The organism is Ramlibacter sp. (assembly GCF_036676645.1).
In the GTDB taxonomy this organism is placed as follows: Bacteria; Pseudomonadota; Gammaproteobacteria; order Burkholderiales; family Burkholderiaceae_C; genus Ramlibacter.
In genome coordinates this window covers 1-23652 of the sequence record NZ_JAKFCM010000116.1, presented here as the reverse complement: position 1 = coordinate 23652, position 23652 = coordinate 1, and the positions used below count along the sequence as shown (strand labels likewise).

25 protein-coding genes are annotated in these 23652 nt (G+C 70.4%); 4 read left to right on the top strand and 21 right to left on the bottom strand.

Features of this window, described 5'->3' with window-relative positions; all coding sequences use genetic code 11:
* Positions 1-62: 62 nt before the first annotated feature.
* The 3 genes from V6M57_RS18320 to metC are packed head-to-tail and all read right to left on the bottom strand — an operon-like array spanning position 63 to position 3287.
* Positions 63-995 carry a uroporphyrinogen decarboxylase family protein gene (locus V6M57_RS18320; RefSeq protein WP_332816439.1) on the bottom strand — a complete coding sequence of 311 codons (933 nt, stop codon included), beginning with the start codon at positions 993-995 and terminating at the stop codon, positions 63-65.
* 22 nt (positions 996-1017) lie between these two features.
* Entirely contained in the window at positions 1018-2001 is a 984-nt protein-coding gene (locus V6M57_RS18315) for a Bug family tripartite tricarboxylate transporter substrate binding protein (RefSeq protein WP_332816438.1), read from the bottom strand.
* A 47-nt stretch (positions 2002-2048) separates the two neighbouring features.
* Positions 2049-3287: a cystathionine beta-lyase gene (gene metC, locus V6M57_RS18310; RefSeq protein ID WP_332816437.1), complete on the bottom strand. Its 1239-nt coding sequence runs from the start codon at positions 3285-3287 to the stop codon at positions 2049-2051.
* 110 nt (positions 3288-3397) lie between these two features.
* On the opposite strand from metC, the gene V6M57_RS18305 reads away from it, so the two are divergent.
* Positions 3398-3856 (top strand): Lrp/AsnC family transcriptional regulator, encoded by a 459-nt coding sequence (locus V6M57_RS18305; RefSeq protein WP_332816436.1) that lies wholly within the window; start codon positions 3398-3400, stop codon positions 3854-3856.
* Between the two features lie 18 nt (positions 3857-3874).
* On the opposite strand, the gene V6M57_RS18300 is transcribed toward V6M57_RS18305, so the two are convergent.
* The 3 genes from V6M57_RS18300 to lplT are packed head-to-tail and all read right to left on the bottom strand — an operon-like array spanning position 3875 to position 6610.
* A complete protein-coding gene (locus V6M57_RS18300; RefSeq protein WP_332816435.1) occupies positions 3875-4360 on the bottom strand; it encodes a glutathione peroxidase in 486 nt (161 codons plus the stop codon).
* A 56-nt stretch (positions 4361-4416) separates the two neighbouring features.
* A complete protein-coding gene (locus V6M57_RS18295) occupies positions 4417-5334 on the bottom strand; it encodes a DMT family transporter (protein ID WP_332816434.1) in 918 nt (305 codons plus the stop codon).
* A complete protein-coding gene (gene lplT, locus V6M57_RS18290; protein ID WP_332816433.1) occupies positions 5321-6610 on the bottom strand; it encodes a lysophospholipid transporter LplT in 1290 nt (429 codons plus the stop codon). The genes V6M57_RS18295 and lplT overlap by 14 nt, the downstream gene beginning before the upstream one ends.
* Before the next feature lie 126 nt (positions 6611-6736).
* On the opposite strand from lplT, the gene alr reads away from it, so the two are divergent.
* A complete protein-coding gene (gene alr, locus V6M57_RS18285; RefSeq protein ID WP_332816432.1) occupies positions 6737-7831 on the top strand; it encodes an alanine racemase in 1095 nt (364 codons plus the stop codon).
* A gap of 3 nt (positions 7832-7834) precedes the next feature.
* On the opposite strand, the gene V6M57_RS18280 is transcribed toward alr, so the two are convergent.
* From V6M57_RS18280 to V6M57_RS18215, 14 genes are all read right to left on the bottom strand, one after another.
* Complete coding sequence (locus V6M57_RS18280) at positions 7835-8746, bottom strand: DMT family transporter (RefSeq protein ID WP_332816431.1); 912 nt, start codon at positions 8744-8746, stop codon at positions 7835-7837.
* Between the two features lie 10 nt (positions 8747-8756).
* Entirely contained in the window at positions 8757-9731 is a 975-nt protein-coding gene (locus V6M57_RS18275; protein WP_332816430.1) for a 2-dehydropantoate 2-reductase, read from the bottom strand.
* Between the two features lie 13 nt (positions 9732-9744).
* Entirely contained in the window at positions 9745-10488 is a 744-nt protein-coding gene (locus V6M57_RS18270) for a class II aldolase/adducin family protein (protein ID WP_332816450.1), read from the bottom strand.
* Between the two features lie 47 nt (positions 10489-10535).
* A complete protein-coding gene (locus V6M57_RS18265) occupies positions 10536-11354 on the bottom strand; it encodes an aldolase/citrate lyase family protein (protein WP_332816429.1) in 819 nt (272 codons plus the stop codon).
* An 11-nt stretch (positions 11355-11365) separates the two neighbouring features.
* Positions 11366-12166, bottom strand: coding sequence for a 2-oxo-hept-4-ene-1,7-dioate hydratase (hpaH, locus tag V6M57_RS18260; RefSeq protein WP_332816428.1), 801 nt, complete (start codon positions 12164-12166; stop codon positions 11366-11368).
* Between the two features lie 109 nt (positions 12167-12275).
* Complete coding sequence (locus V6M57_RS18255) at positions 12276-12680, bottom strand: 5-carboxymethyl-2-hydroxymuconate Delta-isomerase (RefSeq protein ID WP_332816427.1); 405 nt, start codon at positions 12678-12680, stop codon at positions 12276-12278.
* 33 nt (positions 12681-12713) lie between these two features.
* Positions 12714-13640: a 3,4-dihydroxyphenylacetate 2,3-dioxygenase gene (gene hpaD / locus V6M57_RS18250; RefSeq protein WP_332816426.1), complete on the bottom strand. Its 927-nt coding sequence runs from the start codon at positions 13638-13640 to the stop codon at positions 12714-12716.
* Positions 13633-14580, bottom strand: a complete 948-nt coding sequence (locus V6M57_RS18245) for a carbon-nitrogen hydrolase family protein (protein ID WP_332816425.1) — start codon at positions 14578-14580, stop codon at positions 13633-13635. Before V6M57_RS18245 ends, hpaD begins: the two co-directional genes overlap by 8 nt.
* Before the next feature lie 2 nt (positions 14581-14582).
* On the bottom strand, positions 14583-16040 hold the full coding sequence (gene hpaE / locus V6M57_RS18240; RefSeq protein WP_332816424.1) for a 5-carboxymethyl-2-hydroxymuconate semialdehyde dehydrogenase: 1458 nt from the start codon (positions 16038-16040) through the stop codon (positions 14583-14585).
* A 1-nt stretch (position 16041) separates the two neighbouring features.
* On the bottom strand, positions 16042-16791 hold the full coding sequence (locus V6M57_RS18235; protein ID WP_332816423.1) for a fumarylacetoacetate hydrolase family protein: 750 nt from the start codon (positions 16789-16791) through the stop codon (positions 16042-16044).
* Entirely contained in the window at positions 16788-17399 is a 612-nt protein-coding gene (locus V6M57_RS18230; protein ID WP_332816422.1) for a fumarylacetoacetate hydrolase family protein, read from the bottom strand. The genes V6M57_RS18235 and V6M57_RS18230 overlap by 4 nt, the downstream gene beginning before the upstream one ends.
* A complete protein-coding gene (gene hpaR, locus V6M57_RS18225) occupies positions 17396-17893 on the bottom strand; it encodes a homoprotocatechuate degradation operon regulator HpaR (RefSeq protein ID WP_332816421.1) in 498 nt (165 codons plus the stop codon). Before hpaR ends, V6M57_RS18230 begins: the two co-directional genes overlap by 4 nt.
* Positions 17894-17969: 76 nt before the next feature.
* Positions 17970-18950 carry a Bug family tripartite tricarboxylate transporter substrate binding protein gene (locus V6M57_RS18220; RefSeq protein ID WP_332816420.1) on the bottom strand — a complete coding sequence of 327 codons (981 nt, stop codon included), beginning with the start codon at positions 18948-18950 and terminating at the stop codon, positions 17970-17972.
* Positions 18947-20638 carry an FAD-dependent oxidoreductase gene (locus V6M57_RS18215; protein WP_332816419.1) on the bottom strand — a complete coding sequence of 564 codons (1692 nt, stop codon included), beginning with the start codon at positions 20636-20638 and terminating at the stop codon, positions 18947-18949. Before V6M57_RS18215 ends, V6M57_RS18220 begins: the two co-directional genes overlap by 4 nt.
* A 100-nt stretch (positions 20639-20738) precedes the next feature.
* On the opposite strand from V6M57_RS18215, the gene V6M57_RS18210 reads away from it, so the two are divergent.
* Positions 20739-21638, top strand: coding sequence for a LysR family transcriptional regulator (locus tag V6M57_RS18210; RefSeq protein WP_332816418.1), 900 nt, complete (start codon positions 20739-20741; stop codon positions 21636-21638).
* 51 nt (positions 21639-21689) lie between these two features.
* Here V6M57_RS18210 and V6M57_RS18205 read toward each other — a convergent pair whose 3' ends face one another.
* The gene (locus V6M57_RS18205) at positions 21690-21992 is read right to left on the bottom strand and encodes a hypothetical protein (protein ID WP_332816417.1); all 303 of its coding nucleotides are present in this window, start codon (positions 21990-21992) and stop codon (positions 21690-21692) included.
* Between the two features lie 120 nt (positions 21993-22112).
* On the opposite strand from V6M57_RS18205, the gene radA reads away from it, so the two are divergent.
* A complete protein-coding gene (gene radA, locus V6M57_RS18200; protein WP_332816416.1) occupies positions 22113-23489 on the top strand; it encodes a DNA repair protein RadA in 1377 nt (458 codons plus the stop codon).
* Positions 23490-23652 lie beyond the last annotated feature (163 nt).

Here is a 23652-nt window from a genome sequence, read left to right as displayed (position 1 = left end):
ATCCGCTGCCGGGTGCGGCATGGGGGCTGGCGGCCGGCCCCGCCGGGGAAGCGACCGGCGGATCAGCGCAAGGTGTATTCGCGCAGGAACTCCAGGTTGCGCTTCGGGGTGAAGGACGGCACCGTGCAGCCCGGCGCCAGGATCAGCTTCTGGCGGCCGGCCGCCGCCAGGGCGTCGTCGACCTCCGCGGCGATCTCGGGCAGGGTGCGCTCCTGGATCCGGGTTTCGTCGAGGCCGCCCATGATGCACTTGTCGGTCATCGTGCGCAGCTGGGCCAGGCCGGGGTTGCCGGGCAGGCGATCCGAGACGCTCCAGACCTCGCACGGGTAGTCGCCGACCCGATCCATCTGCAGGTGTCCGCCGTGGATGTGCAGGACCCGCACCATTCCTTCGGCGGCGCGCAGCACCCGGGTGGCGAAGGGCTTCTGGAACACCTCGTGCTGTTCCTCGCTGGCGCCCCGCGGCAGGTGCTCGGGAATGGCGCCGTTGATCGACATGAAGATGCCGTCGACGCCCTGCTTCCTGACCGCTTCCACGTACGCGCACATGTCGTCGGTGACCGCTTCCAGCGCATCGAGCGCCTCCTGCCGGTGCCGATAGAGGTTCTTCGCCTGCGAGAACCCGATGTTGCGGGCGATCTGCTGGAAGGGCTCGAACACCGTTTCCAGCAGGGGCGTGCTGGCGCCCACCTGGTCCTGGATGCGCGCCACGCACTCGAGCTGCGCCGTGACCGCGGGGATGCCGAGGCCCAGCCTGCGGTAGGCCCGCAGGCTGGCGGCGTCGGCCAGGGTGGTGATGCCGGAGGGCACCGGGTAGCGGTAGTCGTTCATCACCTTCAGTACGTCCCAGTCGTAGGCCCGCAGGAACTCGAGGTGGAGGTCGGCGACCTGGCGGCCGCCGAGGTGATCGGACTGGAAATGGACCCAGGCCGTCGTCGGCGGGTGGTCCAGGGGTGCGCCGGCGACGGCCGCCAGCAAACGCTCGCGCTTGTTCATGGATTCGATTCCCGCTGCGGGCCTACTGGCGCTTCACGCCGGCGAGCAGTTCCTTCACCAGCGTCGCGGTCTCGGCAAACTGCTTCTGGTATTCCTGCGGCGATGCGTTGGTCGAGACCAGCATGGCCTTCTCTTCGAGCGAGCGCTTCACTTGGGGGTCCTGCATCACCTTCACGAGTTCGGCGTGCAGCTTTTTCAGGATCGGCTCGGGCGTGCCGGCAGGCGCCGAAATGCCGATCTTCGTGCTGAACAGATAGCCCGCATAGCCGGCCTCGGCGGTGGTCGGCGTTTGCGGCAGCATCGGCAGGCGCTTCTGCGAAGTGACGGCCAGCGCCTTGAGCTTGCCGCTCTCGATATGGGGCAGCGGTGTCTGCGGGAGGTCGAAGGTCACCTGGATGCGCCCGGCCAGCAGGTCGACCAGCGCGGCCGAAGCCCCCTTGTACTGGACGTGGTTCATCTCCACGCCGGCGAACTTGGAGAACTGTTCCCCGGCCAGGTGCAGCGTGTTGCCGAGACCGGCGGAGCCGTAGTTGATGGCGCCGGGATTGGCCTTGGCGTGGGCCACGAACTCCTTCAGGTTGGAGACGGGAAAGGCCTGCGGGACCGAGATCACCAGGGGCGATTCGACCAGGTTGGTGACCGGCGCGAAATCCTTCTGGGGGTCGAACGGGAGCTTGGCGTTCAGCGGCGCGAGCGAGGAATGCGTCAGTTCGCCAATGAGGTAGATGGTGTAGCCGTCAGGCTTGGACTTGGCCACGTGATCCGCGCCGATGATGGTGCTGGCGCCGGGCTTGTTCTCGACGATGACGTTGTGGTTCAGGTTCTCGCCGAGCTTCTTGGCCACCACGCGCGCCAGGAAGTCGGACGAGCCGCCCGGGGCGTAGGGCACGACGAGGTGGATCGGGCGCGATGCCTCGGGAAAGGTCTGCGCCTGGCCCACCGAAACGATGGACAGGGCGCTTGCTGCGACTGCCGAGAGGATGAGTCGTCGCGTGGCGTTCTGCATGGGGCTTCCTTAGAAAAACGGGGGTCGAGAATAAGCGAATGGCCGGGTTATGAGCTCATGGCCACTTGGCGGGCCGGCGTTTGCGAAAGGCCATGCTCCCGTGCCTTGGCCAGGGCGTGCACGAGATCCGCGGCGAGGTCCTGGCAGGCCTCGAGGCCGGCGTGGATCCGGACCAGCGGGCCGGGGGCCGACCACGGCCGCGCCGTGCGCGTGGGGGGGTCCATGGGCAGCACGAGGCTCTCGTAGCCGCCCCACGACAGACCGATGCCGAACAGCTCGAGGGAGTCGAAGAAGGCGGCCAGCGCCCGCCTCGGCAGCGGCTGCAGCGCGATCGCGAACAGCCCGCTGGCACCCTGGAAGTCCCGCTTCCACAACGCATGCCCGGGGTCGCCGGGCAGGCCGGGATGCATCACGCGTTCGACCATCGGGTGCTCCGCCAGCAGCTGTGCGAGCCGCAATCCCGTGTCCCAGTGCTGCTGCATCCGCAGGGCCAGGGTGCGGAAGCCGCGCAGCACCAGGAACACGTCGTCCGCTCCGCTGGTCTGGCCGAAGTCGTGGGCGCCTTTCTGCAGCAGGGGCCAGGCCCGCCGGTTGGCGGTCGCGACCCCCAGGATCGCATCGGAATGCCCGACCAGGTATTTGGTGGCGGCCTGGATCGAGACATCGACGCCATGCTCGAACGGCTTGAAGAAAAGCGGCGTGGCCCAGGTGTTGTCCATCACCACGTAGGCGCCGGCCGCGCGCGCCTGCGCCGCGATCGCCGGGATGTCCTGGACCTCGAACGTGCACGAGCCCGGCGACTCCACGTAGACCACCCTTGTGGTGGCCCGCAGGTGCTGCCGGATGCCGGCCCCGATCAGCGGGTCGTAGAACTCGGCCTCGATGCCGAAACGGGCGAGCACATGGGTGGCAAAGGACCGGGTCGGTCCGTAGACGCTGTCCGGCAGCAGCACGTGGTCGCCCGCGCGCAGCAGGGAAAGCAGGGTGTGGGTGCAGGCGGCCAGGCCGGAGGGAAACACCAGTGCCCCGTGGCCGCCTTCGGCCTGGGCGACCAGGTCCTGCAAGGCGTGGGTGGTGGGTGTTCCGAATCGCCCATAGGAGGCATACGGGTTGTCCGGTTGCTTGCGCTCCTCCCATTCCTGCAGGGTGGAGGAGAGGATCGTCGAGCCGCGGTAGATGGGGGTGTTGACCATGCCGCAGTGATCGGCGGGATTGCGCCCGCCGTGGGTCAGCATGGTGGACGGGTGGAGCGTGCCTGTCGTCGCGGCACCGGGATGCGTTCTCATGCGTCCCAGTGTAGGGAGCCGCACGTGCAAGAACAGTCCAAAAATTCAGAGGCATCCGGAAGGTGCGCAAATCTGTGCTACCGATCAGCCGATTGCCGCCATAATCTTGCATGGACAAGATCGACAAGCTGATCCTGGGCAACCTCCAGGTCGATGCCACGCTCTCGATGCAGCAACTCGGCCAGCTCACCCACCTCTCCCCAACGCCGTGCTGGCGCAGGGTGCAGCGGCTGGAGCAGGAGGGCTACATCCAGCGCCGGGTCGCGCTGCTCGACCCCGACAAGCTGAACGTGGGCGTCACCGTGTTCGTTTCGATCCGCACCAGCAACCACAACGACCAGTGGATGAAGAAGTTCTGCAGCCTGGTCGCCGACATCCCCGAAATCGTCGAGTTCTACCGCATGAGCGGCGACACCGACTACCTGCTGCGCGTGGTGGTCCCCGATGTCCGCGGCTACGACGCCATCTACAAGCGCCTGGTACGCGGGCTGGACTATTCCGGGGTGTCCTCGAGCTTCGCGATGGAGCAGATCAAGTACACCACCGCGCTGCCGCTGGTCTACGTCTAGTCAGGACACTGTCCCGGCTCAAGCGGCGAGCGCCGCCTCCACGTCCTTGGCCAGCGACTCGGGCGGATCCTGCGGCGCGTAGCGCCTGATGACCTGCCCGTCCTTGCCGACCAGGAACTTGGTGAAGTTCCACTTGATGGCCTGGCTGCCGAGCAGGCCGGGCGCCTGCGCCGTCAGCCACTTGAACAGCGGGTCGGCGCCGGCGCCGTTGACCTCGATCCTGGCCATCATCGGGAAGTCGACGCCGTAGTTGCGCTGGCAGAACTGCGCGATCTCGTCGTTGCTGCCCGGGTCCTGGTTGCCGAACTGGTTGCAGGGGAAACCCAGCACGGCGAGGCCCTTCGGTCCGTATTGCTGGTGCAGTTCCTGCAGCCCGCCGAACTGCGGCGTGAAGCCGCAGGCGCTGGCGGTGTTGACGATCAGCAGCGGCCGGCCCTCGAACTGCCGCAGGGACACGGTCCTGCCGTCGATCGCGGTGGCCTGGAAATCGTAGGCGGTGGTCACTGGATACCTCCGTGTGCGCACTCCGGTCGGAGCGCTTTCGGGCGCCCGGGCGGCGCTCAGGCTGCCGATTGTGCGGCGGCCGCGCGATCCTCGCCGGGCGCGGCCCAGGCCGACCATGCCGCCGCCGCGACCACCAGCGCCCCGCCCAGCCAGGTGCGCTCGCTCAACTGGGCGGCGCCGGCCAGCACCGCCGACACGCTGGCGAACAGCACCTCGGACAGCATCACCAGCGCCGTGGTCTGGGCGGCCAGCCGGGCGGCACCGAACTGCAGCGCCGAGTTGCCCAGCAGGAAGGCCAGCCCCAGCAGGCCGGCGATGGCCAGCGCGCCCGCGGGCAGCGCCACCGGCGCCGGCACCAGGCCCTGCCCCATGGCCAGGGTGCCGACGGCGCTGGCTGCGAGGGTGCCGCCCAGGAACATGGCAATGACGCGGGTGGCGGGCGGCGTGCGATGCAGGCGGCGCAGCAGGATGTTGGTCAGCGCGAAGCTGAATCCCCCCAGCAAGGCCAGGCCGTCGGCCAGTGACTCCGGCAGCGGCCAGGGCGTGCCGGGCGCCTTCAGGATCACCAGCACGCCGGCCAGCGCCAGGGTCAGCCGCAGCAGCGCCGCGGGGCTCGGGCGCTCGCCCAGCAGCGGCCACGCCAGCAGCACGCTCCAGGCCGGCATCAGGTAGAACAGCAGGACCACGCGGACCACGTCGCCGACGGTCACCGCCCAGTTGAAGCCGACGTTGGTCAGGCCGGCCGCCGCCATCAGCCACAGGATCTCCGGGTGCCCGGCCAGGCCGGGCCAGGCCTTCGGGTGCAGGATCGCGAGCGCGGCGAGCACCGCGAGGTAGACCCCGGCGGTGGCCCACAGCGGATGCAGGCCGTGCGATTGCAGTTCGCGCAGCGGCCACCAGGACACGCCCCAGACGAAGGCGTTGACCGCCAGCGCCAGCACCGGCGCCGCGCGGCCGGGCTCAGGGGGGACCATCGGGGTTGTCGTGCCGGGCGATCGCCAGCAACTGGTCGAGTTCTTCCTTGTGGTGCTTCTGGTTCCAGGCATGCCAGCGCTGGATCAGCCACATGATGCCGGCCACCACCACGCCGAACACCGTGATGGCGCCGAACGCCGACAGGCCCAGGCCGGCCGACAGGCTGTAGAACGCACCCAGGCCCAGGATGCAGGCCTGCTCGTTGAAGTTCTGCACCGCGATCGAGCGGCCGGCGCCCATCAGGTTGTGGCCGCGGTGCTGCAGCAGCGCGTTCATCGGCACCACCATGAAGCCGCCCAGTCCGCCCAGCAGGATCAGGAAGGGCGCGGCCACCCAGACGTTGCCGATGTAGTTCATCAGGATCACCAGCACCCCCATGGCGATGCCCAGCGGCATCACGCTGGTGGCCATGTCCAGCCGCATGCGCATGGAAGCGACCACCGCGCCGACGGCGGTGCCCAGCGCCACCACCCCGCTGAGGGTGGAGGCCTGGGTGGTGCTGTAGCCCAGGGCGGCGGCGCTCCAGGCCAGGATGATGTAGCGCAGGTTGCCCGAGACGCCCCAGAACAGCGTGGTGGTGGCCAGCGAGATCTGCCCCAGCTTGTCGCGCCACAGGCGCGAATTGCAGTTCCAGAAGTCGGGCACCAGCTCCAGCGGGTTCCGGGGCATCGCCCGCATCTCCACGCCGGTGTGCGGGATGCGCAGGTTGAACCAGGCGGCGATCACGTACACGAAGATCAGCACGAAGATGGCCGCCTCCGGCCCGGTGTCTATGCCGGTCTCCAGCAGCGGGAAGTCGTACGACAGCAGGCGGCTGGCGATCGCCTGCCCCACCAGCTGGCCGCCCAGCAGGATGCCCAGGATGATCGAGGCGATGGTCAGGCCCTCGATCCAGCCGTTGGCCTTGACCAGCTGCGAGGGCGGCAGCAGTTCGGTGAGGATGCCGTACTTGGCCGGCGAATAGGCCGCGGCGCCCAGCCCCACGATCGCGTACGACAGCAGCGGGTGGGTGCCGAACAGCATCATCAGGCAGCCCACGACCTTGATCGCGTTGCTGATGAACATGACCCAGCCCTTGGGCAGCGCATCGGCGAAGGCGCCGACGAACGGCGCCAGCACCACGTAGAACAGCGCGAACATCGGCACCAGCGCGGCGCGCTGCCATTCGGCGGCGCCGGAGGTGATGAGGAGTTCCACCGCGGCCACGAACAACGCGTTGTCCGCCAGCGACGAGAAGAACTGCGCCGCCATGATGGTGTAGAAGCCGCGCTTCATTCGACTGGGCTGGTGGGCCTTTCGCGGGCCTCTTGCGTGGACGGGGACTGCGGTCTTTGGGGGACGGAGGGTTATATCACGGGGGGTAATGACAAAATCCTCGCTTCCGTTGCTGCGCCGTCGCGAATGCCTCGCCCCATCCTCGCCACCATCCACACCGAAGCCCTGCGGCACAACCTCGCGCGGATGCGCCTCGCCGCGCCCGACGCGCGCGTCTGGGCGGTGGTCAAGGCCAACGCCTACGGGCACGGCATCGAACGCGTGTTCGAGGCGCTGCGCGGCGCCGACGGCTTCGCGCTGCTGGACCTGCAGGAGGCCGAGCGCGTGCGCGCCCTGGGCTGGCGCGGGCCCATCCTGCTGCTGGAAGGCGTGTTCGAGCCGCGCGACCTGGAGCTGTGCTCGCGCCTGGACCTGTGGCACGTGGTGCATTGCGAGCAGCAGATCGACTGGCTGGCCGCGCACAAGACCCAGCAGCCGCAGCGCGTATTCCTCAAGCTCAATTCGGGCATGAACCGCCTGGGCTTTGCCCCGGCGCTGTTCCGCGCCGCGTGGACGCGCCTGAATGCGCTGCCGCAGGTCGACGAGATCTCCTTCGTCACCCATTTCTCCGATGCCGACGCCGAGCGCGGCATCGCGCACCAGGCCCGGATCTTCGAAGAGGCGACGCGCGACCTGCCGGGCGAGCGCTCGCTGGCCAACAGCGCCGCGACATTGCGCCACGCGCAGGACCCCGCGGTGCGCGCCGACTGGATCCGCCCCGGCATCGCGGTGTACGGCAGCGCGCCGGACCATCCGGAGCACGACATCGTGCACTGGGACCTGCAGCCGACCCTGACGCTGGCCAGCCGCCTGATCGGCGTGCAGGCCCTGCAGCCGGGCGATACCGTCGGCTACGGCTCGCGCTTCGTCGCCGATGCGCCGATGCGGATCGGCGTGGTGGCCTGCGGCTATGCCGACGGCTACCCGCGCCACTGCGGCACCGGCACGCCGGTGCTGGTCGAAGGCGTGCGCACGCGGCTGGTCGGGCGGGTCAGCATGGACATGCTGGCGGTGGACCTGTCGCCCGTGCCGCAGGCCGGCTTCGGCAGCGAGGTCACGTTGTGGGGCCGGGCCGGCAGCGGTGCCGTGCTGCCGATCGACGAGGTCGCGCAGGCGGCCGGCACGCTCGGCTACGAGCTGATGTGCGCCGTCGCGCCGCGGGTGCCGGTGGCGGTGGACTGACGCTCAGCGCTTGCGCATCCCCAGCGCCATCACGGCGCCGACGACGACCAGCGCACCGGCCACCTGCACCGGCGCGATCGCCTGGCCGAGGATCAGCCAGCCGAGCACCAGCGCGAACACCGGCTCCACGTTCATGATCGCGGAATTGCCCACCACCCCCAGCCGCGGCAGCACCGTGAACATGATGGTGAAGGCGGTGCCGTACAGGAAGGTGAGCACCGCCAGCCCGGCCCAGCCCGCCGGCGCCTGCGGCAACTGGAAGCCCCCTTGCAGCCCCACGCCGGCCAGCGCCACCAGCGCGGCCATCGCCATGGTGGTGGCGGTGCGCACGCGGCCGTCGACATCGCCGGCTTCGTGCTGCGTCAGCACCAGCGCCAGCCCGAAAGTTGCCGCCGCCGCCAGCGCGAACGCCACGCCGGCGCCGATGCGGCTCCACTGGCCCGCGGCGCCCAGGCCGGAGGCGGCGCCGAACACGTCCAGCGCCAGCGCCAGCCCGAACAGGATCACCGGCATGGCGATCAGCATCGCGCGCTCCGGCTTCTGGCGATAGACGGCCGCCGCCCACACCGCGGTCCAGATCGGATAGGTGTTGAAGGCCAGCAGCGCCAGCGCCACCGGCAGCCGCGCCACCGAGGAATACAGGAACAGGCTCTGCACCCCGATCAGCAGGCCGATGACCGGCAGGAAGCGCCTGTGGCGCGCGGTGAAGTGCACCGGCACCTGCTGCCAGGCGAGCAGGGCGACGATCACCACCGCCGTGGTGCCGCTGCGGAACACCACCGCCGTGGCGACGTCGGCGCCATGGTTGAAGGCGACGCGTGCCGCGACGTGGTTGCCGCCCATCATCAGGGCGATCAGCAGCAGCGTCGCGAAGGCGGCGCCGGAGAGGGCGCGGGGGGCGGCAAGGGCGGACATCCCGCCGAGCTTAATAGAGCCCGTGCACGCGCCCGTGCAGCCGCGCCAGCCCCAGCAGCACGTCGGTGTAGGGCGTGGGCACGCCGGTCAGTTCGCCCAGTTCCTTGACGACGGTGACCAGCGCGTCGAGTTCCACCGGCTTGCCGGCCTCCACGTCCTGCAGCATGGAGGGCTTGAAGCGGCCCAGCCTGCGGGTGACCTGGTGGCGGTCTTCCGGCAGCTGGGCGATCGGGATGCCGATGCGCGCGCCGATCTCGCGCGTCTCCAGCATCACCTGCGAGATGAAGCCGCGCGTGAGCTCGTCGTCGAGCACGAGGTCGGTGGTGGCGCCGGTGAACGCGCAGACCGGGTTGATGGTCATGTTGCCCCACAGCTTGTACCAGGCGTCCTTCTGGATCTGCGGCGAGACTTCGACCTCGAAGCCGGCGCGCGCCAGCAGCGCAGCCAGCCCGTCCAGCCGCGGCGTCGTTCCGCCCGCGGGCTCGCCGACGATCAGCTTGTTGCCCGAGTGGTGCTGCACCACGCCGGGGTCCGGCAGCGAGCAACTGGCGTGCACCACGCAGCCGACGACGTGGCGCGCAGGAATGGCCTCGGCAATGCGGCCGTCCGGGTCGATGGCCTTCAGCCGCAGGCCGGCGTAGCGCCCGCCGAAGCCTTCGAAGAACCACCAGGGCACGCCGTTCATCGCGGTCAGCACGAGGGTGTGCGCGCCGATCAGCGGGCCGATGGCTTGCGCCACGGCGCCCATGGCCGGCGCCTTGACGGCGACCACCACCAGGTCCTGCACGCCGAGTTCGGCCGGGCTGGCGCTGGCGCGCACCGGCGCCGACACCGTCTCGCCCTTTTCCTGCAGCCGCAAGCCGTGCCGCTGCAAGGCGTCCAGGGTGGCGCCGCGCGCGACGACGCTCACTTCGCAGCCGGCGCGGGCCAGCCGGGTGGCGATCCAGCCGCCGATGGCGCCGGCGCCGTAGATGCAGGCCTTCATCGTGCGCGCACCTTCACTGCTTGTAGGAGTCGTCGATCCGGTCCACGCGGCGCACCAGTGCGTCGAACACGTCCTGGCCGGCGCCGAACTTCTGGTCCCACTGGAACGAATCGGCCGCCGTCTGCGCTGCGACGGGCTCGGGCACCGTGAGGGCTGGGCCCAGTGCCGCCTGGGCCGCCTGCACCTCGCAGGCGCGCTGCAGCGTCCACAGGCGCACGAACGCCAGCGGCAGGGTGCGGCCCCAGGACAGCAGTCCGTGGTTGCGCAGGATCACCGCCGGCTTGTCGCCGATGTTCTTCAGCAGGCGCGGCGTTTCCTCGGCCCGGATGGTGATGCCCTCGAAGTCGTGGTAGGCGACCAGGTTGTGCAGCTGCGACGAATAGAAGTTGTTCTGCGCCAGCCCGCTGGCGGTGCAGGCCACCGCCAGGCCGGCGGTGGTGTGGGTGTGCATCACGCAGTGGGCCTGCTCGATGCCCTCGTGGATGGCCGAGTGCACCGTGAACCCGGCCGGGTTGACCGGCCAGGGGTTGTCGTCCAGCTTGTTGCCCTGCACGTCGATCTTGAGCAGGTTGCTGGCCGTCACCTCGCTGTAGTGCAGGCCGAAGGGGTTGATCAGGAACTGCTTCGCGCCGCCGGTCACGCTGTCGGGCAGGCGCACCGTGATGTGGTTGTAGATCATCTCGGTCCAGCCGAGCAGGTCGAACACCCGGTAGCAGGCGGCCAGCTGCAGGCGGGCGGCCCATTCGTCGGGGTGCATGGCGGCGGAAGGCTTGAGGACGGCGTTCACGATCGTGTCTCCTTGCTTCAGTAGGGGGTTCCGCGCGGGGTCTCGGCCGGTGCCGCGGCGCCCGCCTTGAATTTCGCGGCCAGCGCCGAGGTGCTGCGCGCCAGCAGGCTGGTGTCCAGCCCCACCGCGACGAAGGTGGCGCCCAGTTCCAGGTAGTGGCGGGACAGCGCCTCGTCGGCGGTCAGGATGCCGGCGGCCTTGCCGGCGCGCACGATGCGGGTGATGGCGTCGTCGATCGCGGCCTGTACTTCGGCATGGCCGGGCTGGCCGACGTGGCCCATGGCCGCCGACAGGTCGGCCGGGCCGATGAACACGCCGTCCACGCCTTCGGTGGCGGCGATGGCATCCAGGTTGTCCAGCGCCGCGCGGCTCTCGGCCTGCAGCAGCAGGCAGACCTGCTCGTTCGCCTCGCGCGCGTACTGGGTGCAGCGGCCCCAGCGCGAGGCGCGCGCGCCCGCCATGCCGCGGATGCCGAAGGGCGGGTAGCGCACCGCCCGCACGATGGCGGCGGCCTGCTCGGCGGTGTCCACCATGGGCACCAGCAGCGTCTGCAGGCCCAGGTCGAGGTACTGCTTGATCAGCGCGGTGCCGACGTCGCCGTGGCCGACCGGCACCCGCGCGATGGCGTGCGACTCGGGGTAGGCGGCGATCACCTGCGCCTGTTGCAGGATGCTTCGCAGGTCGTTGGGCGAGTGCTCGCCGTCGATCAGCAGCCAGTCGAAGCCGGCGCCGGCGCAGATCTCGGCCGAGTAGGCGTCGGCCAGGCCCAGCCACAGGCCGATCTGCGGGCGCTTGTCGGCCAGGGCCTTCTTGAAGGGGTTGAGGGGCGTTTGCATGGGCTGCAGGGTCAGGTGAAGCGGAACTGGAAACGGCCGAGCTTGCCGTAGTCGGCGTCGAACGCGTCGCCCTGCCTCGCCGGCACCGGCCGCGTGAAGGAGCCGGCCAGCACGATCTCGCCGGCCTGCAGGCATTCTCCCCAGGGCGCCAGCTTGCGGGCCAGCCAGGCCACGCCGATGGCCGGGTCGCCCTGCACGCCGGCGGCCAGGCCGGTCTCCTCCACGGTGCCGTTCTGGCGCAGGATGGCACCGCACCAGGGCAGGTCGACCTCGCGTGGATGCACCCGCAAGCCGCCCAGCACGATGCCGGCGTTGGCGGCGTTGTCGCTGATGGTGTCCTGCACCTTGCGCGGCGCCTTGCTGTGGCGGTCGAACTGCTCGATGCGGGCGTCGATGATCTCGATCGCCGGGGTCACGTATTCGGTGGCTTCGAGCACCTCATCGACGGTGACCTTGTCGCCTTCCAGCCGGTGCTTGAGGACGAAGGCCAGTTCCACCTCCACGCGCGGAGCGATGAAGCGGTTCGTGGGGATGTCGCCGGGCTGGAACAGCATGTCGTCCAGCAGGGTGCCGTAGTCGGGCTCGTCGATCTGGCTGGACTGCTGCATGGCGCGCGAGGTCAGCCCGATCTTGTGGCCGATCACCTGGCGGCCCTCGGCGGACTTGAGCGCCATCCAGGCGCGCGAGACGGCGTAGCCGTCCTCGATGGTCATGCCGGGGAAGCGCCTGGAGAAGTGCTCGAGCTGCACGCGCGATTTCTCGCTGGCGTGCAGGTCGGCGGCGAGTTGGTCGATGGTTTTCCGGTCGAGCATGGCTAGGTCATGTCGTGCACGTCGCCCGAACCGGAGCAGTCCTGCGGGGATGGATCCCGGCGTTCGCCGGGATGACAAGGAGCGGACGGGTTGGCACGGGAAGGTTCCGTCATTTGTTGAACAGGGGATGCAGCGTGCTGTGCTTGCCGTCGTACACCTGGCCCGGGCTTTCATCCACCTGCACCGTCAGGCCGATCGGGCGCTTCTCGAACACGGACGCCAGATGGGCCTTGGCCGTCTCGAGCAGGGCGTCGCCGGCCTGCCGCTGCACGGCGGCGCTGCGCCCGGCGCCCATGCGCAGGTTCAGGTAGACGAAGGCGTAGTCGCCGCGGCCATCGGCCACCGCGCAGTGCGCCGCCGGGTACGCCAGCACGCGCGTGCCGCCGGTCGGGAACACCTGCTTGCCCGCCTCGTCCTTCACCTGCAGCATGCCGTCGGCCAGCGCGCGGCACAGCGCCGTCATGTCGGTCTCGGCTTCCAGGTTGGGCGTGTACAGGATCACCAGGTGCGGCATGGGGAAATCGGGGTCAGATACGGATTTCCGGGCTCACAGCCGGCTGCTGATCGCCGAGTAGCCTTCGGCCGAAGAGGCCTGGGCTTTGGGGATGGCCGCACCGCCTTGCGGCGTCACCGGGAAGATGGCGTTGATCTGGCCGGTGCCCGAGGCGCCGAAGTAGGGCGTCACGACCTCCACCCGGCCGTCGTACGCCGACCAGCCCAGCGCGCCCAGCAGCATGGCGGTGTCGTGCATGAAGCCTTCGCCGTGCCCCTTGGCCGCGTACTCGGGCAGCATGCCGCAGAAGGCCTTCCACTCGCCGGCCTGCCACATGCGGATCACTTCGCGGTCCAGCTGCTCCAGGAACGGGCTCCAGATCCGGAAGCCGAACTCCGGCGCCAGGCCGTTCTGGGCGAAGCGGTGCGACAGCGAGCCGCTGGCGAAGATCGCCACCGTGCCGTCGTATTCGTCCTCGATCGCCCGCCGGATCGCCCAGCCCAGGCGCGCGCTGTCGTTCAGGTAGTGCGCCATGCACATCGCCGACACCGACACCACCTTGAAGTGCCGGTCGGCGTTCATGTAGCGCATCGGCACCAGGGTGCCGTACTCCGGATCCAGCGTGGTGTCGTGGTGGGCCAGTGTCTCCACACCCCACTGGTTGCACACCTTCGCCAGCAGCTGGCCGAGCGCCGGGTTGCCGGGGAACTCGAAGGCCATGTTGCTGATGAAGTGCGGCAGCTCGTTGCTGGTGTACAGGCCCTTGAAGTGCGCCCCGCAGTTGATGTGGTAGTTGGCGTTGACCAGCCAGTGGGTGTCGAACACCACGATGGTGTCCACCCCCAGCTCGCGGCAGCGCCGGCCGATCTCGATGTGGCCGTCGATGGCGTCCTGCCGCGTGCCCTGGCGCGGGCCGGGCAGCTCGCTCAGGTACATCGAGGGAACGTGCGTGATCTTGGCGGCGAGCGCGAGCTTACCCATCGTTCCGGTCTCCCAGGCGAACCGCATCCTGCGGCGCCGTGTTGACGCGCAGCGAGAACACGTCGGGCCGCGCGTAATGGCCCACCGGGTCGAAGTCCATCTGCGCCTGCGGGACCAGCGACAGGTCCAGCTCGGCGACCAGCAGGTCGTCCTTCTCGTACACCGGCCCGGCCAGCAGCCGGCCGAGCGGATCGGCGATCAGGCTGCCGCCGCGCATCAGCACGGTGTCCGGCGCTTCCGGCAGCCGGTTGTTCATCCGCTCGGCCGGGAACTGCGAGCGCCGCAGGTGCTGGCAGGCCGACAGCACGAAGCAGCGGCCTTCCATCGCGACGTGGCGCATGGTCGCGACCCAGCTCTCGCGGTCGTCGGCGGTCGGCGCGCAGTAGATCGCGACGCGCTGCTGGTACATCGCCATGCGCAGCATCGGCATGTAGTTCTCCCAGCAGATCACCGCGCCCAGCTTGCCCCAGGGCGTGTCCACCGCCTTCAGCGTGGAGCCGTCGCCGAAGCCCCAGACCAGGCGCTCCAGCGCCGTGGGCATCAGCTTGCGGTGCTTGCCCAGCACCCCGTCGGGGCCCAGGTAGACGGCGGTGCAGTACAGCGTGCCGCCGTCGCGTTCGATGATGCCGACCACGCAGTACATCCGGTGTTGCGCGCAGGCCTTCGCCAGTTGCGCGATCTCCGGCCCGTCGGCCGCCACCGCCGCATCGTGGTAGCGCTTGAACTCGGCGCGGCCTTCGGGCGTGCGCGCCCCGATGTAGATGTGGAAATCCGCCCCCTTGGGGTAGCCGCCGATGTAGGCCTCGGGAAACACCAGCAGCTGCACGCCGCGGGCCGCGGCTTCGGCCATCAGCGACAGCGCCCGATCCAGCGTCGCCGGCGTGTCGAGCAGCACGGAAGCGGTCTGCGCGACCGCGGCGGTGAGGCGGGTGTGGTCCATGGTCAGGTCCCCCAGTGTGGAATGTGGTGCGATCCCATCGAAACCGCGATGTTCTTGGGCTCCAGGAACACCTCGTAGCTCCAGGTGCCGCCCTCGCGGCCGGTGCCCGAGGCCTTGGTGCCGCCGAAGGGCTGGCGCAGGTCGCGCACGTTCTGGCTGTTGACGAAGCACATGCCGGCTTCGACGGCGGCGGCGACCCGGTGGGCGCGGCCGATGTTCTCGGTCCAGACGTAGCTGGACAGGCCGTAGGCGATGTCGTTGGCGATGCGGATGGCGTCGGCCTCGTCCTCGAACGGGATCAGGCAGGCCACCGGCCCGAAGATCTCGTCCTGGGCGATCTTCATGCGGTTGTCGACGTCGGCGAACACCGTAGGCGCCACGTAGTTGCCCCGCTTCACCCGGTCGGGCAGCAGCGGCGCGTCCAGCCCGCCGCACAGCAGGGTGGCGCCTTCCTTCGGCCCCAGCTCGATGTAGCTGCGCACCTTGGCCAGGTGGCCCTGCGAGATCATGGGGCCGATGATGGTCTTCTCGTCCAGCGGATCGCCGACGGTGATGCGCCGGGCCCGTTCGGCGAACTGCTGTGCGAAGTCGGCGTAGATCGACTTCTGCACCAGGATGCGGCTGCCGGCGGTGCAGCGCTCGCCGTTGTTGGAGAAGATCATGAACACCGCCGCGTCCAGCGCGCGCGCCCGGTCGGCGTCCTCGAAGACCACGAACGGCGACTTGCCGCCCAGCTCCATGCTGAACTTCTTCAGCCCGGCTTCCTTCACGATGCGGTTGCCGGTGGCGGTGGAGCCGGTGAAGGAGATCGCGCGCACGTCGGGGTGGCGCACCAGCGGCTCGCCGGCCGCCTTGCCGTAGCCGTGCACGATGTTCAGCACGCCGGCCGGGATGCCGGCTTCCAGCGCCAGCTCGCCCAGCCGCGCCGCGGTCAGCGGCGACAGCTCGCTCATCTTCAGCACCGCGGTGTTGCCGAAGGCCAGGCAGGGCGCGACCTTCCAGGTGGCGGTCATGAAGGGCACGTTCCAGGGCGAGATCAGCGCGCAGACGCCGACCGGATGGAACAGGGTGTAGTTCAGGTGGGTGTCGGTGGGGTAGGTGTGGCCGTCCACCCGCACGCACATCTCGGCGAAATAGCTGAAGTTGTCGGCTGCGCGCGGCACCAGCTGCCGGCCGGTCTGGGCGATCACCTGGCCGGTGTCGTCGGTCTCGGTGCGGGCGATCTCGGGCACGTGCTGCGCGATCAGCTCGCCCAGCTTGCGGATGAGCTTCGCGCGTTGCGGCGCCGGCAGACCGGCCCAGGCGGGGAAGGCGGCCTTGGCGGCGGCGACGGCGGCGTTGACCTCGTCCTCGCCGCCGGCCGCCACTTCGGCCAGCACCTCCTGGGTGGCCGGGTTGACGGTCTCGAAATAGTCGCGGCCAGCGACGGATTTGCCGGCGATCAGGTGGTCGATGCGCATGTCAGTCGATGATGGTGTTCATGAGGGCCCCCACGCCCTCGATTTCGGTGACGACGACGTCGCCCGGCCGGCAGTCCACCACGCCGTCGGGGGTGCCGGTCAGGATCAGGTCGCCGGGCTGCAGGGTCATGAAGCTGGAGAAGTACTCGAGCAGGAAGGGCAGGTCGAAGATCATGTCCTTCGTGTTGCCCGATTGCGTGACCTGGCCGTTCACGGTGGTGCGCAGGTCCAGCGCCATCGGGTCGGGCACGTCGTCGCGGTCGACCAGGAACGGGCCCAGCGGCGTGGCGCCATCGCGGTTCTTCACCCGCAGGTTGGGCCGGTACCAGTTTTCCAGGTAGTCGCGGATCGCGTAGTCGTTGGCCACCGTGTAGCCGGCGATGAAGTCGTACGCATCGTCGCGCCGGACCTTCCGGGCCGTCCGGCCGATCACCACGGTGAGTTCGCATTCGTAGTGCATGAACTCGACACCGGCGGGGCGGCGGGTGGCTTGGCGGTGGCCGTTGAGGGCGCGCTCGCCCTTGAGGAACACCAGCGGTTCCTCCGGCGCCTTGAACGCCAGTTCCCTGGCGTGGTCGGCGTAATTCAGGCCCAGCGCGAGGATGGTGCGCGGGCGCGCCACCGGCTCCAGTGGCGGCAGCCAGGTGACGGCGTCGAAGGACACCAGCCGGCCGTCGGCCAGCAGCAGTTGCCCGTCGCGCTCGATCGCCCGCTGCGCCGTGCCTTCGTGGACCACGCGGGCGTGCTTCATGCGGCCTCCGCGGCCAGGGTGTTGGACAGGCTGCCGAGTGCGGCCGAGCGCAGTTCGACGCGGTCGCCGGCCCTGGCGCGCGGGCGCGAGGCGTCGCAGCCGAGCATCAGCACGTCGCCTTCGCCCAGCGTCATGAACCCGGCGACGTCGGCCAGCAGCTGCCGCGGGCTGCGCACCAGCGCATCGAAACGCACCGTCTCGCGCAGCTCGCCGTTGACATGCACCTCGATCTGCACCGACTCCGGGTCGACCGCCCGCACGTCGGAGCCGATGCCGAGGAAGCCGTCCAGGCACTTGAACTTCACCGGCGGGCGGAACAGGCTGGCGTGCGGAATCGACAGGTCGTTCAGCAGCACGCAGCCCTGCACCTGCCCACGGCCGCCGATCACCAGGCCGACGGTGGCGCCGACCTCGACTTCGGCGACCCGGGCCGGCAGCGGGATGGCGGCGCCGGCCGGGCTGAAGGTGTTGGCGGTCTTGACGTACAGCACCGGCGCCTTCGGCGGGGCCTTGTAGGGGGCGTCGTGCATGTGCGGTGCGAGTGCCTCGTACTCGCTGCGCTGGTTCAGCAGCGTGCCGTACACGGTGCCGCTGGGCAGCCAGGTCATGCGCAGATCTCCTGCTTGCGGGCCACGCCGTCCGGTCGCAGCGCATCGCGGTGGGTCACTTCGGGTTGCTCCAGTTCGATCAGTTCGTCGAGCAGGCGGTACAGCTGGGCCAGCTTGTCCTTGCCCAGCTGCTGCTCCATCCACTGGTAGTGGGCCTGGACCGCTTGCGACAGCTGGCCGACCAGCCTGCGGCCGCGCGCGGTGGCCTCGACCACCGTGCGGCGCTGGTCGGCCGGGTCGCGCTCGCGCCGCACCAGGCCGTCGCGCTCCATGCGGGCCAGCACCCCGGTGAGGCTGGGGCCCAGGATGAAGGCCTCGCGCGCCACGCGGCCGGTCTCGACCGTGCCGTGCTCGCCGAGCACGCGCAGCACCCGCCACTGCTGGTCGGACAGGCCGTGCTGGCGCAGGCGCGGGCGGTTGTGCGCCATCACGGCTTCGCGCGCCTGCAGCAGCAGGCGGGGCAGGTTGCGGTGGGAGAAGGATGTGGCCGCCATTTATTTAAGATATTAAATGATTGGCCGGCCGCGGGGAAGCCCCCGGCCGCGGATTCGCCCACGGCCGGGCAGGGCTTCAGTCGACGGTGGCGCCGGCGGTGCGGATCACCTGGCCCCAGCGCTCAGCCTCGCTGCGGATGTAGGCCGCCAGCTGGTCGGGTCCCATGGTCTCGGCTTCGAAACCGTCGGACGCCAGGCGGGCCCTCAGCTCGCGCCGCGACATCACCTGCTGGAGCGCGGCGGCGTACTTGTCGATCAGCTCGCGCGGCGTTCCGGCCGGCGCCACCAGGCTCTGCCAGGCGACCGCCCGGAAGTCGCGCGTGCCCGGCACGCCCGACTCGGCGATGGCGGGGATCTCCGGCAGCGCCGGCTGGCGCTTGGTCGAGGTGACGGCGAGCGCGCGCAGCTTGCCGGCGCGCACGTGCTGCAGGGCCGGCGGGATGTCGCTGAACATCACCTGGATCTGCCCGCCCAGCAGGTCGGTCACCGCCGGGCTGCTGCCCTTGTACGACACGTGCGTGAGCGCGATGCCGGTGGCGGCCTTGAACATCTCCATGCCCAGGTGGTGCGGGCTGCCGTTGCCGGCCGAGCCGTAGCTCAGGCTGTCCGGCCTGGCCTTGGCCAGCGCCACCAGGCCGGCGATGTCCTGGACCGGCACCGAGGGGTGCACCACCGCCACCAGCGGCACCGCCCCGATCATCCCGATCGGCGCGAAATCCCGGGCCGGGTCGTAGGGCAGCTTCCTGTACAGCGAGGGATTGATCGCCAGCGTGGTGCTGGTGGCCACCAGCAGCGTGAGGCCGTCGGCCGGCGCCCGCGCCACCTGCATCGCGCCGATGCCGCTGCCGGCGCCCGGCTTGTTCTCCACCACGAGGGTGCGGCCGAGCAGTGGCTCCATCTCGCGCGCCAGCATCCGGCCCAGCATGTCCGTGGTGCCGCCCGGCGCATAGGGCACGACGATGGTGATGGCCTTGTCGGCCTGGGCCAGCAGGGCGCCCGGGACGGCGGCCACGGCGGCGGCGCCGGCCAGTCGGGTGAGCGCGTGACGACGGTTCATGCGAATGTCTCCTTCGGGGTGATGGCAGGGATGGGGGTGGGCGAGCCGGCCCCGCGGATGCGGTCGACCAGCGCCAGCGGATCCGCGGGCAACTCGTTGCCGCGCCAGGCGACGTGCTGGTCCGGGCGGGACAGGACGAAGGCGTGCCGGTACAGGCCGGCCGCCTCGCGCGACTGCACGTCCAGCACCGCCAGCGGGACGCCGCGCCGGGCGGCCGCCTGCACCAGCGGCCGGGCGTCGGCGCCGGGATCGAAGCGCAGCAGCGTGTACTCCGGCCCCAGCGCGTCGTAGAGCGAGCGGCCGTCGTCCAGCCAGACGTGCGGCGTGCGGCAGCCGGGCACGGTCGAGGGCGTGAACCGGTCCATGGTGTAGCCCGGCGGCGGCTCGCCGTCGTAGGCGATCAGCGGCGAGGCATCGTAGAAATAGCCGAAGTTCAGGCCGGCACAGCAGTACTGCTTCACGTTCAGGTCGTAGAGGGCGCGGCCGGCGGCGGCGCGCGCCGCCGCGCCGGCCGGACCGGGCGCCTCGATGCCCTCGGGCACCCCCTCGCGCTCCTTCTGCAGCGCCAGTGCATGGTTCATGGCGAAGCGCGAGACCTGCTCGGTGATCGGCAGCCGCTCGGCTTCGTAGGCGGCCAGCGCCGCTTCGGCGGCCCAGCCGTTCAGGCGCGCCGCCAGCAGCCAGGACAGGTCCATCGCGTCGGCGATGCCGGCGTTCATGCCGTAGCCGGCCATCGGGATCCACAGGTGCGAGGCGTCGCCGCAGATGAAGACCCGGCGGTCGCGGAACTTGTCGGCCACCAGGCGCCGGCCCACCCAGTCTTCCTTCGAGAGGATCTCGTAGCGGAAGTCCGCGCCGACGCCCAGGATGGTGCGGATCGCCCAGTCGCGGTCGACCGCATCGAAGTCGGTCTCGTCGGCCTTCAGGTAGTTGTGCAGCAGGAAGGTCTCGCGGCCGTCGATCGCGTAGACGTTGCCGCAGCGGCGCGGGTTGAGCGAGAAGGTGCCCCAGGCCGGCGGGTGCTGCGCCCGCGCCAGCAGGTCGGGGGCGCGGAAGTAGGTCGACTGCACCCGGCCGACCACGTCGGTGCCCGAGAGCCTGGCGCCGATCTGCTTGCGCACCCCGGAGCGGCCGCCGTCGCAGCCGACCAGGTAGTCGCAGCGGATGCGCACCTCCTCGCCGGTGTCCAGGTGGACACCGGCGGCGCGCACGCCGTCCACGTCCTGCGTGAAGCCGTCGACGCGGGTGCGGTTGAGGATGCGCACGCCCGGCGTCGCCTCGGCATGGGCGAACAGCACCGGCTCCAGGTAGATCTGGTTGATGCGGTGCGGCGGCTCGGGCGTCGGCCACCCGGTGTCGGGGCCGCGGGTGGCGGTGTAGCGGTCGCGCCGTGCGGGGATCGGGATGCGCGACAGCTCCTGGCCGGTGAAGGTGGTGCGGTAGGCGACATCGTTGGGATGGTCGGCCGGCAAGCCGGCCTCGCGCAGCGCCGGGGCCACGCCGAGGCGCCGGAAGATCTCCATCGAACGGGCCGAGACGTGGTTGCACTTGACGCTGGGCGGCTCGCCTCGGTGCCGGATCTCGGCCAGGGTGACCGCGATGCCGCGCCGGGCCAGGTCCATGGCCAGCGTCAGCCCCACCGGTCCGGCGCCGACGATGAGCACCTGCGTCTGCAGGTCGAGCGGCATGGGAACAACTCCAGAAAACAGGGGAAGGGGTTGATTAAAGGCAAACTTCCAGCCGGCCGACAATGAATCTTTGATGCCGATTCATAAAAAACCCTTATCGATGCGGACGCTGCCCTCGGTGCGGCAGCTGCGCGCGTTCGTCGCCGTCTACCGCACCGGGCAGGTGTCGGCGGCCGCCGCGCAGCTGGCGCTCACCCAGCCCGCCGTCACGGTGCTGCTGCGCGAACTGGAAGCCAAGCTGGGGGTCAGGCTGTTCGACCGCAGCACCCGCACGCTGCGCCGCACCGAGGCGGCGGCCGAGGCGATCGCCTATGCCGAGCGGGCGCTGGCCGAACTGGAGGCGCTCGGGACCAGCATGGCCGAACTGGCCGGCGTGCGGCGCGGCCGCGTGCGCATCGCCGCCACCGCCACCGTGGCCCAGACGCTGCTGCCGCCGGTGCTGCGCCGCTTCCTCGACGAGCACCCCGGGGTGAAGGTGGAGGTCGAGGACGTGGCGCCGACCGGCTTCGTCGAAACCCTGCTGGCCGAGCGGGTCGACTTCGGCATCGGCACCCTGGAGCAGCCGGTGCCGGGGCTGCGCGAGCAGGTGTTCCTGCGCGACAACCTGGCCGCGGTGAGCCTGGCCGGCCCCCGGTTTCCGTCCGGCAAGCCGATCACCTGGCGGCAGCTGGCGGCGCTGCCGCTGGTGACCGTCAAGCCGGGCTATGGCGTGCGCCGGCGCATCGAGGCAGCCGCCGATGCGGCCGGGGTGCGGCTGCAGGTGGCGCACGAGGTCTCGCTGCTGACCACGGCCCTGGCGATGGCGGCCAGCGGACTGGGCGTGGCGGTGGTGCCGGCCTCGCTCCTGGCCTACGTCGCCGATGCGCGGCTGGTGGCCCGCCGGCTCACCCGGCCGGCGGTCGAGCGCAATACCGCGGTGGTGAGCAAGCAGGAGCGCGCCCTGATGCCGCCGGCGCAGGCCTTCGTCGACCTGCTGCTGGCCGGCCCTGCGCACCCCTGACGCGAGGGTGCAGCGGGCCAAGCCGATGGGGAGTCGCGCGCCGCTCGTCCGTCACTGCCTGCGGCGCGCCACGGCAGTGCCGCCCTGCTCCTGCTGGGCGCGGCGCCACCAGGCCCACTGGCGCTCCAGGTCGCCGCCGAAATCGCGGTGGAGCAGGACTTGCGCCACCCTGGAGCAGAACTGCGCGTCGGGCATGGCAAGGCGCGCTTGTTCGGACGTCCGGCTGCATTCCAGGTAGTGCCTGCGCAGGGTCGGGCTGTCCATCTGGGCAATGCCGGGCGGCGCGGCGGCCCCGGCGGTTCCGGCGGCAGCCAGCCACAGCAGCCCGCCGGCAAGAGGCTTGGATCCGGTCATGACAGGTTTCCCGGCGCCGCTGGAAACCGGCGCCCTGCCCCCATTGCATCCTCCGCCGACCGGGGTGGAAACAGGAGAAACCTCCCGGCTTGCCTGCACCCGACCCCCTACACTGCCGCGGTGGCGAAGGACAAGACGAACTACAGCTGCACCGAGTGCGGCGGCAGCACGCCCAAGTGGCAGGGCAAGTGCCCGCATTGCGGCGCCTGGAACACCCTGGTCGAGACCGTGGCGGAAACGCCTGCGGCCCAGCGCCACCGCTTCGCCTCGCTGGCGCCCACCTCGGCGATCGCCGTGCTGGCCGACATCGAGGCGGCCGAAGTGGCGCGCACGCCCACCGGCATCGGCGAGCTGGACCGGGTGCTGGGCGGCGGCATGGTCGAGGGCGGGGTGGTGCTGATCGGCGGCGACCCCGGCATCGGCAAGTCGACGCTGCTGCTGCAGGCGCTCGACGGGCTGCAGCGCGCCGGCACGGCCACGCTTTACGTCACCGGCGAGGAGTCGGGTGCCCAGGTGGCCCTGCGCTCGCGCCGGCTCGGCCTGGACCAGTCGCAGGTGCAGGTGCTGGCCGAGATCCAGCTGGAGAAGATCCTGGCCGCGCTCGCGGCCACGCAGCCGGCCATCGCGGTGATCGACTCGATCCAGACCGTCTATTCGGACCAGCTCACCTCGGCGCCCGGCTCGGTGGCGCAGGTGCGCGAATGCGCGGCGCACCTGACGCGCGCGGCCAAGGCCGGCGGCACCGCCATCGTGCTGGTCGGCCACGTGACCAAGGAGGGCGCGCTGGCCGGCCCGCGCGTGCTGGAGCACATGGTCGACACCGTGCTCTATTTCGAAGGTGACACGCACTCCAGCTTCCGGCTGGTGCGGGCGATCAAGAACCGCTTCGGCGCGGTCAACGAGATCGGCGTGTTCGCCATGACCGAGAAGGGCCTCAAGGGCGTGGCCAACCCGAGCGCCATCTTCCTGTCGCAGCACGCCGAGCCGGTGCCGGGCAGCTGCGTGCTGGTGACGCTGGAGGGCACCCGGCCGCTGCTGGTCGAGGTGCAGGCACTGGTGGACAGCGGCGGGCCCAGCCCGCGCCGGCTCTCGGTCGGCCTGGAGCGCGACCGCCTGGCCATGCTGCTGGCGGTGCTGCACCGCCATGCCGGCATCGCCTGCATGGACCAGGACGTGTTCGTCAACGCGGTCGGCGGCGTGCGCATCACCGAGCCGGCCGCCGACCTGGCGGCGATGCTGGCGATCACCTCCTCGCTGCGCGGCAAGCCGCTGCCCAAGGGCTTCATCGCGTTCGGCGAAGTCGGCCTGGCCGGCGAGGTGCGGCCGGCGCCGCGCGGCCAGGAGCGCCTGCGCGAGGCCGCCAAGCTGGGCTTTTCGGTGGCGGTGGTGCCCCGGGCCAACGCCCCGAAGAAGGGCAGCCGCGACATCGAGGGGCTCGCCATCCATGCCGTCGACCGGATCGAGGAGGCGATGGAAGCCGTGCGGGCGCTGGCGTGACGCGAGCGTTGCTATTCACGTCATGCCGGCGCAGGCCGGCGGTGAGTTCAACCGGTCAATGCAACAGTATCGAAACTGTTGGAGATCGGGATGGAGATGGCGAAGTCGCGAGGGCTGACTCGGTGGCAGCAGGCGGAGCTCTGGAGCCGCTGGAAAGCTGGCC